The 17,035-nt window shown below is 64.1% G+C and carries 2 protein-coding genes; both read left to right on the top strand.

What is annotated here, in order from left to right; translation table 11 throughout:
• Positions 1-8: 8 nt before the first annotated feature.
• Positions 9-7,910, top strand: coding sequence for an amino acid adenylation domain-containing protein (locus tag QQ992_RS19480; RefSeq protein WP_433963093.1), 7,902 nt, complete (start codon positions 9-11; stop codon positions 7,908-7,910).
• Positions 7,907-17,023, top strand: coding sequence for a non-ribosomal peptide synthetase (locus QQ992_RS19475; protein WP_286110745.1), 9,117 nt, complete (start codon positions 7,907-7,909; stop codon positions 17,021-17,023). The genes QQ992_RS19480 and QQ992_RS19475 overlap by 4 nt, the downstream gene beginning before the upstream one ends.
• Positions 17,024-17,035: the final 12 nt, after the last annotated feature.

The raw sequence follows: 17,035 nt of genomic DNA, 5'->3' as shown, positions 1-17,035 counted from the left end.
ATACATCAGTGCAAGCGTTGCTCGACTCCGTCAAATCGTTGTCCACCAAAGAGCGTCACGCTCTGGCCATGCTCCTGAAGCGTCAGGGAATCAACTTGTACGGAGTCGCGCCGATCCCTGCGAGAGCGCCGGGGGAAGCGCTGGCGTTGTCCTACGCCCAGCAGCGGCAATGGTTTCTCTGGCAAATGGACCCCCAGGGCAGCGCATACAACATTCCGGTCGCCCTGCGTCTGAAGGGCGATCTTGACCTTCAGGCGCTGCAGGCCAGCTTCGATGCCCTGATCGCGCGACACGAAACCCTGCGTACCACCTTTCACCTCGACAACGACCAGCCGGTGCAGGTGATTCACCCCGAAGCGCCCGTCAAGCTGGTCATCGATACACTCAAGGCCGTCGATGCCGATGCCAGCGCGGCATTGAAGGCATGGGTCGAGCAGGAAGTTCAGCAGCCATTCGACCTTGAGCAGGGGCCCTTGCTGCGGGTCAAGCTGCTGCGTCTGGCGGCGGATGACCATGTACTGGTGCTGACCCTGCACCACATCGTCTCCGATGGCTGGTCGACACCGATCATGGTCGACGAGCTGGTGCGTTTCTACGAGGCCGGCAAGTCCGGGCAGGCGCTGCAATTGCCGCCGCTCCCTGTGCAGTATGCCGACTACGCGCTGTGGCAACGGCAGTTCATGGAAGCGGGTGAACGCGAGAAGCAACTGGGCTACTGGACGGCCCATCTGGGGGACGAACAGCCGGTACTGGAGTTGCCGCTGGACCGCCCGCGCGGTGCAGTGCAGAGCCATGCAGGGGCACGCCTCGACATCGCCATTGCCGATGCGCTGGCAGAGTCGCTGAAGCAGTTGGCCAAGCGTCAGGGCGTGACGCTGTTCACCTTGCTGCTGGCAAGCTTCCAGGCGTTGTTGCACCGCTACAGCGGGCAGAACGACATCCGCGTCGGCGTCCCGATCGCCAACCGCACTCGCAGCGAAGTCGAGGGGCTTATCGGCTTTTTCGTCAACACCCAGGTACTCAAGGCCGAATTCGACCTGAGCACCACCTTCGACGAGCTGGTCGCGCACGTTCACCAGGCCGGGCTCGGCGCACAGGCGCATCAGGACCTGCCGTTCGAGCAACTGGTCGAAGCCCTGCAGCCAGAGCGCAGCCTCAGCCATAGTCCGTTGTTCCAGGTGATGCACAACCACGGCAGCGAGGGCAGGGGCCAGACGCGGCGCCTGCCAGGCCTGACCCTGGAGGCGCTCGACTGGGAAATCCATACCACCCAGTTCGACCTTGCATTGAACACTGTCGAGCATGAACACGGCATCGGTGCGTTCCTGACCTACGCAACGGCCTTGTTCGATGAAGCCACCATCGCCCAGCTTGCCGGGCACTGGCAGGGCCTGTTGGCCGCCATCGTCGCCCAGCCGCAGCAGCGCATCGCCGAGCTGCCGCTGTTGAATGCCGCGCAGCAGCAACAGGTGGTTCACGACTGGAACCGCACCCACGCCGACTACCCGCTGGAGCAGTGTCTGCAGCAACTGATCGAGGCGCAAGCCGCCGCCACCCCGGACGCGCCGGCGCTGGTGTTTGCCGAACAGGCCCTGAGCTACCGTGAGCTGAACCGCCGCGCCAACCAGCTGGCGCACAAGCTGCGCGAACAGGGCGTGGGGCCGGACGTGCTGGTGGGCATTGCCGCCGAGCGCAGCGTGGACATGGTCATCGGCCTGCTGGGCATCCTCAAGGCCGGTGGCGCCTATGTGCCGCTGGACCCGGAATACCCCGCCGAGCGCCTGGCCTACATGATGCAGGACAGCGGCATCGGCCTGCTGCTGACGCAAGCCCACCTGCTGGCGCAGTTGCCGGTACCTGAGGGTGTGCAGCCACTGCTGCTCGAACCGCTGCCGGGCTACAGCGACGCCGACCCGGTGCACCACACCCGCCCGGGCAACCTGGCCTACGTGATCTACACCTCCGGCTCCACCGGCCGGCCCAAGGGCGCGGGCAACAGCCATCGCGCGCTGGTCAACCGCCTGTGCTGGATGCAGCAGGCCTACGGCCTGGATGCCGGCGATACGGTGCTGCAGAAAACCCCGTTCAGTTTCGACGTCTCGGTCTGGGAGTTCTTCTGGCCGCTGCTGGCCGGCGCACGCCTGGCCGTGGCGCAACCGGGCGAGCACCGTGATCCGGAGCGCCTGGTGGAGGTGATCAGGCAGTACGCGGTGACCACGCTGCACTTTGTCCCGTCGATGCTGCAAGCGTTCATGGGCAGCGCCGAGGTCGAGCGCTGCAGCAGTCTCAAGCGCGTGGTGTGCAGCGGCGAAGCCTTGCCTGCAGAGCTGGCGCAACAGACCCTGGCACGCCTGCCCGGCGCACAGTTGTACAACCTCTACGGCCCGACCGAAGCGGCCATCGATGTCACCCACTGGACCTGCCGCCCGGGCAGCGACAGCGGCGTGCCGATTGGCCGCCCGATCGGCAACCTGAAAACCCACATCCTCGGTGCCGGGCTGCAGAGTGTCGCCCCGCGCGCGGCTGGCGAGCTGTACCTGGGCGGCATCGGCCTGGCCCGTGGCTATCACCGTCGCCCGGCGCTGACGGCCGAACGTTTCGTCCCGGACCCCTTCGACAACACGGCACAAGGCGGCGGTCGCCTGTACCGCACCGGCGACCTGGCGCGGTATCGGGCCGACGGGGTGATCGACTACAAGGGCCGTCTCGATCACCAGGTGAAAATCCGCGGGCTGCGCATCGAGCTGGGCGAGATCGAGACGCGCCTGCTCGAGCAGCCGAGCGTGCGCGAGGCGGTGGTGCTGGACATCGACGGGCCGGGTGGCAAGCAACTGGCCGCGTACCTGGTCATGGCTGGCGACCTGCCGAGCGACCCACAGCAACAGAACGCGCTGCGCGGCGAACTGCGCGAGCACCTCCGGCTCGGCCTGGCCGACTACATGGTCCCGACCCACTTGCTGTTCCTCGAGCGCCTGCCGGTGACGGCCAACGGCAAGCTGGACCGCAAGGCCCTGCCCAAGCCCGACGCCAGCGTGCTGCAGGACAGCTACGTGGCCCCGCGCAACGCGCTGGAGCAACAGATCGCGGCGATCTGGGCCGAGGTGCTGAAGCTCGATCAGGTCGGCGTGACGGACAACTTCTTCGAACTGGGAGGGGACTCGATCATCTCGATCCAGGTCGTCAGCCGGGCAAGGCAGGCCGGTATCCGCTTCACGCCCAAGGCGCTGTTCCAGCATCAGACCGTACAAGACCTGGCCTCGGTGGCCACGCGCATGGAAGGCAACGGCCCGCAGATCGACCAGGCGCCGGTGATCGGCGAGACACGCTTGCTGCCGATCCAGCAGGCGTTCCTCGAACAGTCGATCGCCGAGCCCCATCACTGGAACCAGGCGGTTCTGCTGACCTCGACCAAGGTCATCGATAGCACCGCGCTGGAGAAGGCCTTGCACACGCTGCTCGAGCATCACGATGCGTTGCGCCTGCGCTTCATGCCACCCCAGGACGCGGGCGCTTGGCACGCCGCTCATTGCGCGCCGGGCGACGTCGAGGCCGGGTTGCTGTGGGCCGAAACCCTGACCGATCCTGACGCGCTACACGCCCTGTGCGAGCGCGCGCAGCGCAGCCTGAACCTGCAGCAGGGGCCGCTGTTGCGCGGTGTATTGGCGACCCTGCCCGATGGCAGCCAGCGCCTGCTGCTAGTGATCCATCACCTGGCGGTGGATGGCGTGTCCTGGCGCATTCTCCTGGAAGACCTGCAAAACGCCTATGACCGTCACGTGGCAGGTCAGCCTGCCGTGTTGCCCGCCAAGACCACCTCGACCAAAGCCTGGGCCGAACGGCTGCAGGCCTACGCGCAAAGCGAAGCGCTGCAGGCAGAGCTCGGCTATTGGCAGTCGCAGTTGCAAGGGGTTGACCCGCAACTGCCTCTGGACAGGGCGGATGGATCGTTGCATGGCCGCCACGGCGCGACGGTGCATGCGCGTCTGGATCGGCAGCAGACCTCACGGCTGTTGCAACAGGCGCCGACGGCATACCGCACCCAAGTCAACGACTTGCTGCTGACCGCGCTGGCCCGGGTGGTTGCCCGTTGGACTCAGCGCGAAGACGTGCTGGTGCAACTGGAAGGGCACGGCCGTGAAGACCTGTTCGATGCGGTCGACCTGACGCGGACGGTCGGCTGGCTGACCAGCCTCTTCCCCGTGAAGCTGACCGCTGCGTCGGACCTCGGCGCCTCCATCAAGCAGATCAAGGAGCAACTTCGCGCCATCCCTGACAAGGGCATCGGCTATGGCGCGCTGCGCTACCTGGGGGATTCGCACGCGCACAATGTGCTGGCTGGCCTGCCAGTTCCCCCCATCACCTTCAATTACCTGGGGCAGCTTGACAGTACCTTTGCCGAAGGCGCGGGCCCGGGCACCGAGCGATTCCTGCAGCCAGCCAGCGAAAGCAGCGGCGCCAGCCAGTCTGCCGAGGCCCTGCTGGAAAACCTGCTGTCGATCAACGGGCAGGTCTATGCCGGTGAGTTGAGCCTGGCCTGGACCTTCAGCCAGGCCATGTTCGACCGCGCCACGGTTCAGGCCCTGGCCGACGACTACATGACTGAACTCCAGGTGTTGATCGACCATTGCGTCAGCCAGGGCGCGGTGGGCCTGACACCGTCCGATGTGCCGCTGGCAGCGCTGGACCAGGCCCAGCTGGATGCGTTGCCGATCCCGGCGGCTGCCATCGATGACATCTATCCGCTCTCGCCCATGCAGCAGGGCATGCTGTTTCACACGGTCTTCGAGCAGGGCCAGGGTGAGTACGTCAATCAGATGCGAGTCAACGTCTCGGGGCTGGATATCGAGCGTTTCAAGCGTGCCTGGCAGGCAATGCTGGATCGACACGACGTATTGCGCGCCGCATTCGTCGCCCATCTGGAACGCCCGGTGCAGGTGATTCGCAAGCACGTCGAGCTGCCGTTCGACGTGCTTGACTGGGCCGACGAGGATGACCTCGAGGGGCGTCTGGATGCCTGGGCCGAGGCGGATCGTCGGCGTGGCTTCGACTTGCAGGCCGCACCGTTGCTGCGACTGACGGCCATCCGTACAGGCAGCGGCCGGCATCACCTGATTTTCACCAGCCACCATATCCTGATGGATGGCTGGAGCAATGCGCAGCTGCTGGGCGAGGTGTTGCAACACTACGCAGGCGTTGCCCTGGAGCGCCCGGCAGGCCGCTACCGCGACTATATCGAGTGGCTGCAGCGCCAGGACGCGGGGCAGAGCGAGACGTTCTGGCGCCAGCAATTGCTGCACCTCACCGAACCCACGCGGCTGGCTCAGGCGCTGCGTCAGGATCGCAGCCGCGTTGACACTGGCCATGGCGAACATCATCAGACGCTCGACCCGGCGTGCTTCCAGGCGTTGAGCGCGTTTGCCAGGCAACGGCGAGTGACGGTCAATACCTTGCTGCAGGCTGCCTGGCTACTGCTGTTGCACCGCTATACCGGCCAGGAAGGCGTGGCATTTGGTGCCACGGTTGCCGGACGGCCGGCAGACCTGCGCGGTGTCGAGCAGCAGCTGGGCCTGTTCATCAACACCTTGCCGGTGGCTGGCAGGCTGCAGCCTGACCTGCGGGTGGGGGAGTGGGTCGAACGTCTGCAGGCGCAGAACCTGAGCATGCGCGAACATGAGCACACGCCGCTCTATGACATTCAGCGTTGGGCGGGCTCGGCCGGTGAGCAGTTGTTCGACACGCTGCTGGTGTTCGAGAACTACCCGGTCGGCGAAGTCCTGCAGCAGGATTCCAGCGCAGGCCTGGTGTTTTCGGGCACGCAGAATCGTGAGCGGACCAACTATCCATTGACGCTGATGATCGAGTCGGGCAATGCGCTGACGATCCATTACCACTACGACCGCAGCCACCTCGGCGACACCGGCGTCGAACAGATCGCCCGGCACTTTGCCAATCTGCTGCACGCGCTGGTGCAACACGCCGATACCCCTGTCGGTGAACTGCAGATGCTCGATGACCAGGAGCAACAGCGCATCGTCCGCGACTGGAACCGTACCCAGATGCAGTACCCGCAGGCGCACTGCCTGCCCGAGCTGTTCGAAATGCAGGTCGCGCGTACCCCTGAGGCCCCGGCATTGCGGTTTGCCGAACAGACCTTGAGCTACCGCGAACTCAACCAGCGTGCCAACCGGCTGGCGAGCAAGTTGCGCACGTTGGGCGTCGGGCCAGATGTGCTGGTCGCGATTGCTGTCGAACGGTCGGTGGAAATGGTCGTGGGCCTGCTGGCGATTCTCAAGGCCGGCGGCGCCTATGTGCCACTGGACCCGGAATACCCCCGCGAGCGCCTGGCGTACATGATGGAGCAGAGTGGGGCGCACTTGCTGCTGACCCTCAGCCATCTGCTGCCGCAACTGCCCACGCACGGCGCGCAGGCCTGGTGCCTGGACAGCGACTGGCATCAGGTCGAGGCCTTCGATGGCGAGAATCTCGGCATCGTGCAGCATCCCGAGCATCTCGCCTATTGCATCTACACCTCCGGTTCCACCGGTCGGCCCAAGGGGGTCGAGGTACGCCACCAGGCACTGGTCAACTTCCTCGCCAGCATGGCTGTCGAGCCTGGGATCGACGCCAGCGACCGGGTCCTTGCGCTGACTTCGCTGTCGTTCGACATCGCCGGCCTGGAGCTGTACCTGCCGCTGTTGGCCGGGGCTTCGGTGGTACTGCTCGGCGAGCGCCAGAACAAAGACCCGTCGGCGCTGCAGGCGGTGATCGAGCGCCATGCCATCACCACCATCCAGGCCACACCGTCGACCTGGCGCATGCTGCTGCAGGCGCTGCCGGCGCAGACCTTGCGTGGCTGTAAGGTCATCAGTGGCGGTGAGGCACTGCCTGTCGACCTGGCCGAGCAGCTCCTGCCGTTGTGCGGGCGCATCTGGAACCTTTACGGGCCAACCGAAACGACGATCTGGTCGGCGGCGTACTGCCTGGACAACGAACACCCCTTGCCGTTGCTGGGCAAGCCGATCGCCAACACCACCTTGCAGGTCATGGCGCACGATCTCTCGACAGCCGCGGCCGGCATGGCCGGGGAACTGATGATCGGTGGCGATGGCCTGGCCCGGGGGTATCAGCGCCGTGCCGCGTTGACCGCCGAGCGCTTCGTCCCGGACCCCTACGATCGTAGCGGGCAGGGCGGTGGCAGGCTCTACCGTACGGGTGACCTGGCCAGCTATCGCAACGATGGCCTGCTCGAGTACGTGGGCCGCATCGACCACCAGGTGAAGGTGCGTGGCTATCGCATCGAACTGGGCGAGATCGAGGCAAGGCTGATTGATGATCCTGCGGTGCGCGAGGCGGTGGTCATCGACATCGATGGGCCTGGCGGCAAGCAACTGGCCGGCTACCTGGTCTCGAGCGGCGAAGCGGTCGCGACGGAGGAGCAGCGCAGCGCCTTGCGTCGGCACCTGCGCGAGCAGCTGCGCGCGTCCTTGCCGGATTACATGGTCCCCGCGTACCTGACCTGGCTCGATGCGCTGCCGCTGACGCCCAACGGCAAGCTCGACCGCAAAGCCTTGCCCCAGCCTGACCTTGGCGTATCGCAGCAAGGCCATGTCGCGCCGCAGAGCGAGGTCGAGCAGCAGGTCGCTGCCGTCTGGGCGCAGCTGCTGAATGTCGAGAAGGTCGGTCTCAATGACAACTTCTTCGACCTGGGAGGGCATTCGCTGCTGGCGCTGTCGGTGCTCTCGCGCTTGCAACTTTCCCTGGGATTGACCGTGGAACCGGCCGTGCTGTTCCAGCACCCGGTCCTGGGCGATTTCGCCAGATACATCGAATCCATCGGCGACGCGTCGGCTTTCGACGAAAAACTGCAGCGTCTGGATATGCTTTTTGAAGAGTTCGAGGTGAATGAATGAGTAATGATGCCGCGCTGAATATCGCCAAGCGTTTTGTCACGCTGCCGTTGGCCAAGCGCAAGCTGTATCTGCAGAAGATGCACGCCGAGAACATTTCTCCGGCCAACTTGCCAGTGCCTTGCGTTCAAACACTGTTCGACGTCATTCCGGTTTCGTTCGCCCAACAGCGCCAGTGGTTCCTTTGGCAGATGGACCCCCAGGGATCTGCCTACAACCTGCCTGTCGCCTTGAGGCTCAAGGGCGAACTGGATAGCGAGGCGTTGCGCGCGAGCTTCGAGGCACTGCAGGCACGCCACCAGACCCTGCGAACCACGTTTGGTCTGAACGACGATCAGGTGGTGCAGATCATTCATCCACAAAGCGTGTTCACGCTCGATGTCGAGCAGGTTGACCGCGAACCGGCAATCGATCTCGAACAGCGCCTGCAGGCGCTTGTAGAGGCCGAGGCCCGCGCGCCTTTCGATCTTGAGCACGAGCGACCTGTTCGAGTCAGGCTGCTACAGGTAGCAGAAGATGATCATGTGCTGATCATTACGCTGCACCATATCGCCACTGACGGCTCGTCGATGCACCTGATGGTCGAAGAGCTGATCCAGCACTACGCGCATCACTGCATGGGCCAGCCCCTCGCGCTTCCCGAGATGCCGATCCAGTACGCCGACTATGCCATCTGGCAAAGGCACTGGATGGAAGCGGGGGAGCAGGAACGACAGTTGGCGTTCTGGAAGCAGCACCTGGGTACCGAGCACCCGGTTCTCGAGCTGCCCAGCGACCGCCCGCGCCCAGCGAACCAGTGTTTCGAGGGCGCCAGTGTGCACCTTGAGATCGAACGCCGTCTGGCCGATGCCCTCAAGCAACTGGCGCAGCAGCAGGGTGCGACACTCTTCACGCTGCTGCTGGCCAGCTTCCAGACCTTGCTGCATCGGTACTGTGGGCAGGATGATATCCGCATCGGCATCCCGGTCGCGAACCGCAACCGTGTCGAAACCGAGCGGCTGATCGGCTTTTTCGTCAACACCCAGGTGCTCAAGGCCGAGTTCGGTTCGCTTGTGCACTTCAGCGACCTGCTGGCCCAGACGCGTCAGATGACGCAGGATGCCCAAGCCCACCAGGACCTGCCTTTCGAACAACTGGTCGAGGCGCTGCACCCTGAGCGCAGCCTGAGCCACAGCCCGCTGTTCCAGGTCATGTACAACCACCAGAAAGTCGCCGCAGGTACGCGGCGTAGCCTGCCTGGCCTGCTGGTCGAGAACATTGCCTGGCAACGCAAGACGGCGCAGTTCGACCTGACCTTGAACACCGTCGAGCACGACGAAGGTATCTCGGCAGAGCTCAATTACGCCACGGCGCTGTTCGATGAGCCAACCGTGCAACGCATGGCGCGGCACTGGATCAACCTGCTGCAATCGATCGTCGACCATCCTCGGCAACGGATCGGCGAGCTGCCCCTGCTCGCGGCCGGTGAACAGCAGGAAATTCTCGAACACTGGAACCACACCCAGGCACCTTATCCCGGTGATCGGAGCGTGCATCAGTTGATCGAGGCGCAGGCAGGCGAAACACCTGATGCCTTGGCCGTTCTGTTCGGCGAACAGCAGCTCACCTATCGACAGCTCAATCAGCGCGCCAACCGCCTCGCTCACGCATTGCGTGAGCAAGGGGTAGGGCCCGACGTGCTGGTCGGCATCGCGGTCGAACGCTCGCTGGAAATGGTCGTTGGCCTGCTGGCGATCCTCAAGGCCGGCGGCGCCTACGTTCCCTTCGACCCTGAGTATCCGAGGGATCGGCTTGCTTACATGATGGACGACAGCGGTATCGGGTTACTGCTGACGCAGCGTGCGTTGCTCGAACACCTGCCGATCCCTTCCAGTGTGCGCAGCATTGTGCTGGATGACGACGACAGTTGGCTGACGGCTTTCAGCGCCGACGATCCCGTGCACCTCACCCACCCCGAACACCTTGCCTACGTGATTTACACCTCGGGCTCGACAGGGCGACCGAAAGGTGCAGCCAACGCGCACCAGGCATTGGTCAATCGCCTTGTCTGGATGCAGAAGGCCTATGGTCTGGGCGCCACTGATACGGTCCTGCAAAAGACCCCCTTCAGCTTCGACGTCTCGGTGTGGGAGTTCTTCTGGCCCCTGTTGACCGGCGCCAGGCTGGCGCTTGCGGAACCGGGTGACCACCGCGACCCTGAGCGCTTGGTGAGCACCATTCAGAGACACGGCGTGACGACGTTGCATTTCGTGCCATCGATGTTGCAGGCCTTCATGACCTGCGAGCATGTCGAGCGCTGCGATACCTTGCGACGTGTCGTCTGCAGTGGCGAGGCGTTGCCTGCCGATCTGTCGGAGCAGACCTTGGCCCGATTGCCACACGCTGGCCTGTACAACCTTTATGGCCCTACCGAAGCTGCGATCGACGTAACCCACTGGACCTGCCGGCCATCGTGCCCGGGCAGCGTCCCGATCGGCACGCCCATCGACAACCTCAAGACGCACATTCTCAGCCGCGATCTGCTTGCGCTTCCTCATGGCGCAAACGGCGAGCTCTACCTGGGCGGCGTCGGCTTGGCGCGAGGCTACCATCGCAGGCCGAGCCTTACCGCCGAACGGTTCGTCCCGGACCCTCATGATGCCAGCCAGCAGGGTGGGGGGCGGCTGTACCGCACCGGCGACCTGGCGCGTTATCGAACAGGGGGCGTGATCGAGTACGCGGGGCGTATCGATCATCAGGTGAAGATCCGCGGCTTGCGCATCGAGCTGGGCGAGATCGAATCCAGCCTGCTTGAGCATGCGGGTGTTCGCGAGGCGGTAGTGATCGACATCGACGGGCTCCATGCCAAGCAGCTGGCTGCGTACCTGGTGCTTGATGAAGGGGCGGCCAGTCATGAGGAAATCCTGCAACATCTCAAGTCGGCATTGCCCGACTACATGGTGCCGAGCTACCTGGTGTCGCTGCAGGCCTTGCCGCTTACCCCCAATGGCAAGCTGGATCGCAAGGCACTACCCAAGCCGGATGTGAGCCAGCAGCAGAAAGCCTACGTGCCGCCGCAGAGCGCGCTGCAAGCGAAGCTCGTGAGCATCTGGGCCGATGTGCTGAAGCTTGAAAGAGTGGGCATCACCGACAACTTCTTCGAGCTTGGAGGCGACTCGATCGTGTCGATCCAGGTCGTCAGTCGGGCCCGTCGGGAAGGTATACGTTTCACGCCCAAGCAATTGTTCCAGCACCAGACCATCCAAGGGCTGGTGTCCGTGGCAGAGCAGGATGACGGCGGCACGTCGACGCTCGACCAGGGGCCGATCACCGGCAAGGTGCCCTTGCTGCCCGCTCAGGCACGCTTTTTCGAACTGCAGGGCAATGGTGATGCGCCTGGCAGCGTGGTGATGACGCTCAGGCCTACCCGTGCGCTTGACCCCGACACGACGGAAAAGGCCTTGCAGGCCGTATTGGCGCACCACGACGGGTTGCGGTTGGCGTTCAATGCCGCGCAGGAGGCGCACGGGGCGCCGCTTTCCGAACACCAGGCGCTTTGGCAGAAGGAGCCCGTGCTGTGGCTTGCAGCCGTGCAGGACCCGGCACAGTTGGACGCGTTGGCCAGGCAGGCGAGTGCCAGCCTCGACGTCCATAGAGGCATCCTGGTCCGGGCAGTCCTGGCGACGCTGGCAGATGGCAGCCAACGGCTGCTGCTGGTAAACCATGCGCTGGCGATGGACGAGGCATCCCGGGACATCGTCCTGCAGGATCTGCGCCTGGCCTGCGAGCAGCTCCAAGCAGGGCAGCCTGTGGCGCTTCCCGCCAAGTCCACCTCGGTTCAGAGCTGGGCGTATTCCGTGCATGACTCGCTCGAGGATGGCCCGAGCGTATTGAGCCATTGGCAGAAGGCACTGGCCGGGGTCAGTGACGAGCTGGTTGGCAGCCCACGACAAGCAGGGGCGCCCGCCGACAGTGCAACGTTGGGTACCTGGCTGGACCTCGACCTGACCCGACGCCTGACAGAGCAGGCCGCCGCAGCCTACCGCGCCGAGCCCGGCGACCTGCTGCTGGTCGCGCTGACGCGTGTCTTGGCCCGCTGGACAGGCCAGGACAGGGTCTTCCTTGGCGTGCAGGCTGATACCCGTCGCCAGACACGCTCGGGTGTCGATCTGGGCCGCACGGTTGGCTGCCTGGATTATCCGTTCCCTGTCGTTCTCGACATTGACAAGACCACGCTGGATGGCGCGATCAAGGGGCTCAAGCAACAGTTGCGTACGGCTGCCGACAAGCGCCTGTCGTTCGCCGCGTTACGCTATCTGGGAGACGAAGCCAGCAGGGAAACCTTGGCCGCATTGCCGGTGCCGCAGTGCTCCTTCAGCTACCGGAAGGCGCTGGCCAACGTGCTGTTCGAGCCATTGAAGGACGGGGAAGGGCGTGAATCGTCATGCGGCAACGGTCTGTCGGTCGATGCTCGGGTATGGCCGGAGGGGTTGCGCATCGACTGGCGCTTCAGCTCACGGCGTTTCAGCGAGTCCACCATTCAAGGCCTGGCTGAAGCGTTCCATCTGGAGCTTCTGGCGCTGATCGAGCACTGCACCCTGCCAGGCGTCGCAGGGGCCACCCCGTCCGACTTCCCGCTGTGTTCGCTCAGCCAGATGCAACTGGACGAGCTGCCGGTTCCGATCGCCGAGATCGCCGACATGTACCCGCTGTCGCCTGCGCAGAAGGGCATGCTCTTCCATTCGATCGAAGACAGCGGTAATGATCTCTATATCAACCAGGTCAGCCTGCCAATCAGCGGGCTCGATATTGAGGCGTTCGTTGGCGCATGGGCAGCGGTCATCGCACGGCACGAGGTATTGCGCACCAGTTTCCACTGGGTCGGGCTGGATGAGCCGGTACAGATCGTGCACGCCCAGGCGCACATGCCGATGCGCGAAATCGACGCCCGGGCGGATGCAGCGCCGGACAGGTTGGCCGGTGAGGTCGCGCGTGAGGAGCTGGTGGCAGGTTTTGACCTGACGCAGGCTCCGTTGCACCGCATGGTTCTGGTTCGACTGACGTCGTCGAGTTACCAGATGATATGGACGAGCCATCACCTGTTGATGGATGGCTGGAGCAAGTCCAGGCTGTTTGCCGAACTGATGCAGCATTACGCCGGCCAACCGGTCACTGGCACCAGCGGCCGCTACGGCGATTTCATCGCCTGGTTGCAGGCGCAGGACAAATCTCGTCAGGAAGCGTTCTGGCGCGGCAGCCTGGCGCACAGCGAGGTGACGTCGCTCAGTCAGGCCGTGTACCCACGGCACACTTCGGATGAACCGGGCCACCACGCGCTGTATACCCGGCGTGACGCCGCATGGACCAAACGTCTTCAGCAGTACTGCCGAACGTTGCGTATTACACCTAACACCCTGATCCAGGGCGCCTGGCTTCTGCTGCTGCAGCGCTACACGGGCAAGCGCAACGTCACTTTCGGCGCGACCGTGGCCGGGCGCCCAGAGTCGCTACAGGATGCCGATACCACCTTGGGCCTGTTCATCAATACCTTGCCTGTGTCGCAGACGCTGGACCCTCTGATGCGCCTGGCGGACTGGCTGCAGGCCTTGCAGGCCTACAACGTCGAGCTGCGCAACTGGTCGCATACGCCGTTGAACGAGGTTCAACGCTGGTCGGCCGTGCCGGGGCAGAAACTCTTCGACAGCATCATCGTCTTCGAGAACTACCCCATCGACGAAGGTTTGCGTGAGGCGCCCGAGGCAGGTCTGGAGTTCGGTGATTCCAATGACGTGGGGGTCACCAACTTCCCCATGGACCTTGCGGTTCACCTCAACGATACGCTGATGATCGAGTACCTTTACCTGCGCAATGCGTTCAGCGAACAGGCGGTCGACGGTATTCGCCAGACCATGGAGTCGGTGCTAGAAACCCTGCTGCAGGATGCGCAGGCACGCCTTGGCAACCTGGACATTGTGCCCGCTGCGCAGCGCGCCCCTGTCGCCGACACTGGCACGCAAGCGCTGGCAAGCTACCGCCCGGAACGGATGGCAGAGCTGATCATCGAGCACGCCCACGATCGCCCCGATGCCATCGCCCTGGTCTGCGGCGATGAGCGCATCAGTTATGCGGAGCTGGACCGCCGTTCGGGGCGCCTGGCGCTTGCCTTGCAGGCAAGCGGTGCCGGACCTGAAACGGTGGTTGGGGTGGCATTGCAACGCTCGGCGGAGCTGGTCGTCGCGCTGCTTGCGGTAATGCGTACAGGCGCCGCCTATGTGCCATTGGACCTGGAGTATCCGATGGAGCGCCTGGCCTGGATGATCCAGGATTCAGGCATGTCGTTGATGATCACCCGGCCAGAGTGCCGCGACGCCCTGCCGGAGCATGGCCACCTGCTCGTTCTCGCGCCTGATGCGCAGCCTGCCGATGCAGGCCCGGCGTTCGTCGACATTGCCGTGGACGAGCGTTGCCTGGCCTATCTGATCTATACATCGGGATCGACCGGCAGGCCCAAGGCCGTGGCGGTGTCTCAAGGCCCTCTGAGCCGGCATTGCCAGGCGATCATGCGGCTCTATGAAATGGGGCCTGCGACGCGAGAACTGCACTTCATGTCCTTCGCCTTCGACGGGGCCCAGGAGCGCTGGCTCAGCGTGCTTGCGAGCGGAGGCGCTCTGGTCATTCGCGATGGCGAGTTGTGGACCGCCGAACAGACGCTTCAGGCACTTTGGCAGCATGAAATCACGATCGCCTGCTTCCCTCCCGCCTACCTGAAACAGCTGGCAGAAGCGGTGCATGACGCGGGGCACGAGCCACCGCCAGTGGATATCTACTGCTTTGGCGGCGATGCCGTGCCCGAGCAGACCTTCGAGCAGGTCAAGGCTGCACTCAGGCCACGGCTGTTCACCAATGGCTATGGCCCGACCGAGACTGTGGTCACGCCGTTGCTCTGGAAGGTGGGCGGCGGCGCACGTTGCGAGGCTGCCTATGCACCCATCGGCCATGCGGTCGGCTGCCGTACGCTGCACATCCTCGACCATGACCTCAATCCGTCAGGTATTGGCTTTGCCGGTGAACTGATGATCGGCGGTGATGGCATCGCCCGTGGTTACCATGGCCGTGCGGGCCTGACGGCGGAACGATTCGTGCCTGATCCGGCTGGCGAGGGCGGGCGCATGTACCGCAGTGGCGACGTAGTCCGACAGCGCCTGGATGGGCTGGTCGATTACGTGGGGCGTACCGACCATCAGGTCAAGCTGCGTGGCTTCCGGGTCGAGCTTGGTGAGATCGAAGCGTGCCTGCGGGCGCAGCCTGGCATCCGCAATGCCCTGGTGGTGGTCAGGGAAAGCCCGGTAGGCAAACAGCTTGTAGGCTACGTCGTCAGTGAGCAGGCGGGTATCGCTGGCGAACTGAAGGCGCGCCTGGCCGACCACTTGCCCGACTACATGGTGCCTGCCTACCTGATCGAGCTGGCGCAATTCCCTGTCACGCCCAATGGAAAGATCGACCGCCTGCGATTGCCTGAACCCGAATTCGTTTCGACGCAGTTCCAGGCAGCGAGAAACCAGCGGGAATCGATCCTGGTGGATATCTGGGAACAGGTTCTGCAGGTCGACGATTTGAGCATCACCGATAATTTCTTCGAGCGGGGAGGGGACTCCATCCTCAGCCTGCAAGTCGTCTCTCGTGTCAGAAACCATCCGCAGCTCGACCTGGACCTCAAGCTGCGTGACTTGATGCGTTATCAGACGATCGAGGCGATCGTTGCCAATTGGGAGGCCGCGCCTGCGGTGGTTGAAGCGCCGCTGTCGACAGAGGTCGACCAGCGCCTGTTCAACCTGCTGCCTATCCAGCAGTGGATGTTCGAGCAGCATCTGCCTGATCCGGCCCATTTCAACCAGGCATTGATGCTCAGGCCCCGGGCGGCCCTGAACCTCGTCGCCCTTGAGCAGGCGCTGCAGCATGTCGAACTGCATCACGACGCGCTGCGGCTGCGTTTCTCCCAGCCGCACGGGCAGTGGATGCAGTGCTATGGCGAGCCTTCCGGTAGCACGACGCCCAGGCTGAGCCTGCACCGTGTCGAAAGCATGGAGGCGATGACGGCACTGGCCAACCAGGCGCAACGCAGCCTCGACCTGGCGCAAGGTCCACTCTGGCGCACCCTGCATATCCAGCTGCCGGATGGGCAGGCGCGGTTGCTGTTGATCCTTCACCACTTGGTCATGGACGGTGTGTCATGGCGCATTCTCCTCGAGGACCTTCAGACTGCCTATGCGGCGTGCTGCCTTGGAACAGACCCTGTGCTGCCCGCACGGACCAGCAGCTACCGGTCATGGGTCGAGCGCCTGCAGGCCGAGGCAACATCCATTGAAGCGCAGCAGGGCGACTGGTGGCTTGATCAGGTTCGTCCTTGCGCCGGGAAGCTGCCCTGCGACAACCCGCGCGGTCGGAATCACTCCAGCCAACAGGCGGTGAGCCATTTCCGGCTGACGCCGCAACAAACGACGCAGCTCCTGAAGCAGGCCCCGGCTGCCTATGGCACGCAGGTCAATGACATCTTGTTGACGGCGCTCGGGCGTGCACTGGGCCGCTGGACCGGCCAAGAGGCGGTGATGGTGCAACTGGAAGGCCATGGCCGCGAGGACCTGTTCGAGGGCGTCGATGTCTCGCGTACCCTCGGCTGGTTCAACAGCCTGTTCCCGGTCCGCCTCACATCACGCCAGGACGACACGGCAGCGCAAGCCATTCGCAGTACGCAGCGGCAGCTGGCAGCCATCCCCGAAAAGGGTATCGGCTACGCGGTCTTGCGCCAGTTCGGTTCGGGTGAGATGCGTCGGCAACTGCTTGAAGGTGCCCAGGCCGAGGTCACCTTCAACTACTTCGGGCAGTTCGATCAGCACTTCGACGAGCATGCGTTGCTGGAGCCAGCCGCCGATGATCCGGGCGATTGCTACCACGCCGATGCCAACCTGGTGAACCAGCTGCAGACGGTAGGGCAGGTCTACGACGGGGTGCTCTCGTTCCGCTGCATCTACAGCAAACGCCGCTACAGAGCCGAGACGATAGAGCGGCTGATGGAACAGTTCCAGCGCGAGCTGGTGGCACTGATCGAACATTGTGTGGGCGTGACTGTCCCGGCCTGACGGCCGAGGACA

It is taken from the genome of Pseudomonas kurunegalensis (assembly GCF_030291635.1).
Classification (GTDB): domain Bacteria; phylum Pseudomonadota; class Gammaproteobacteria; order Pseudomonadales; family Pseudomonadaceae; genus Aquipseudomonas; species Aquipseudomonas monteilii.
Note: the sequence above shows the minus strand (reverse complement) of the source record. Positions and strands in the feature narration are given on the sequence as shown.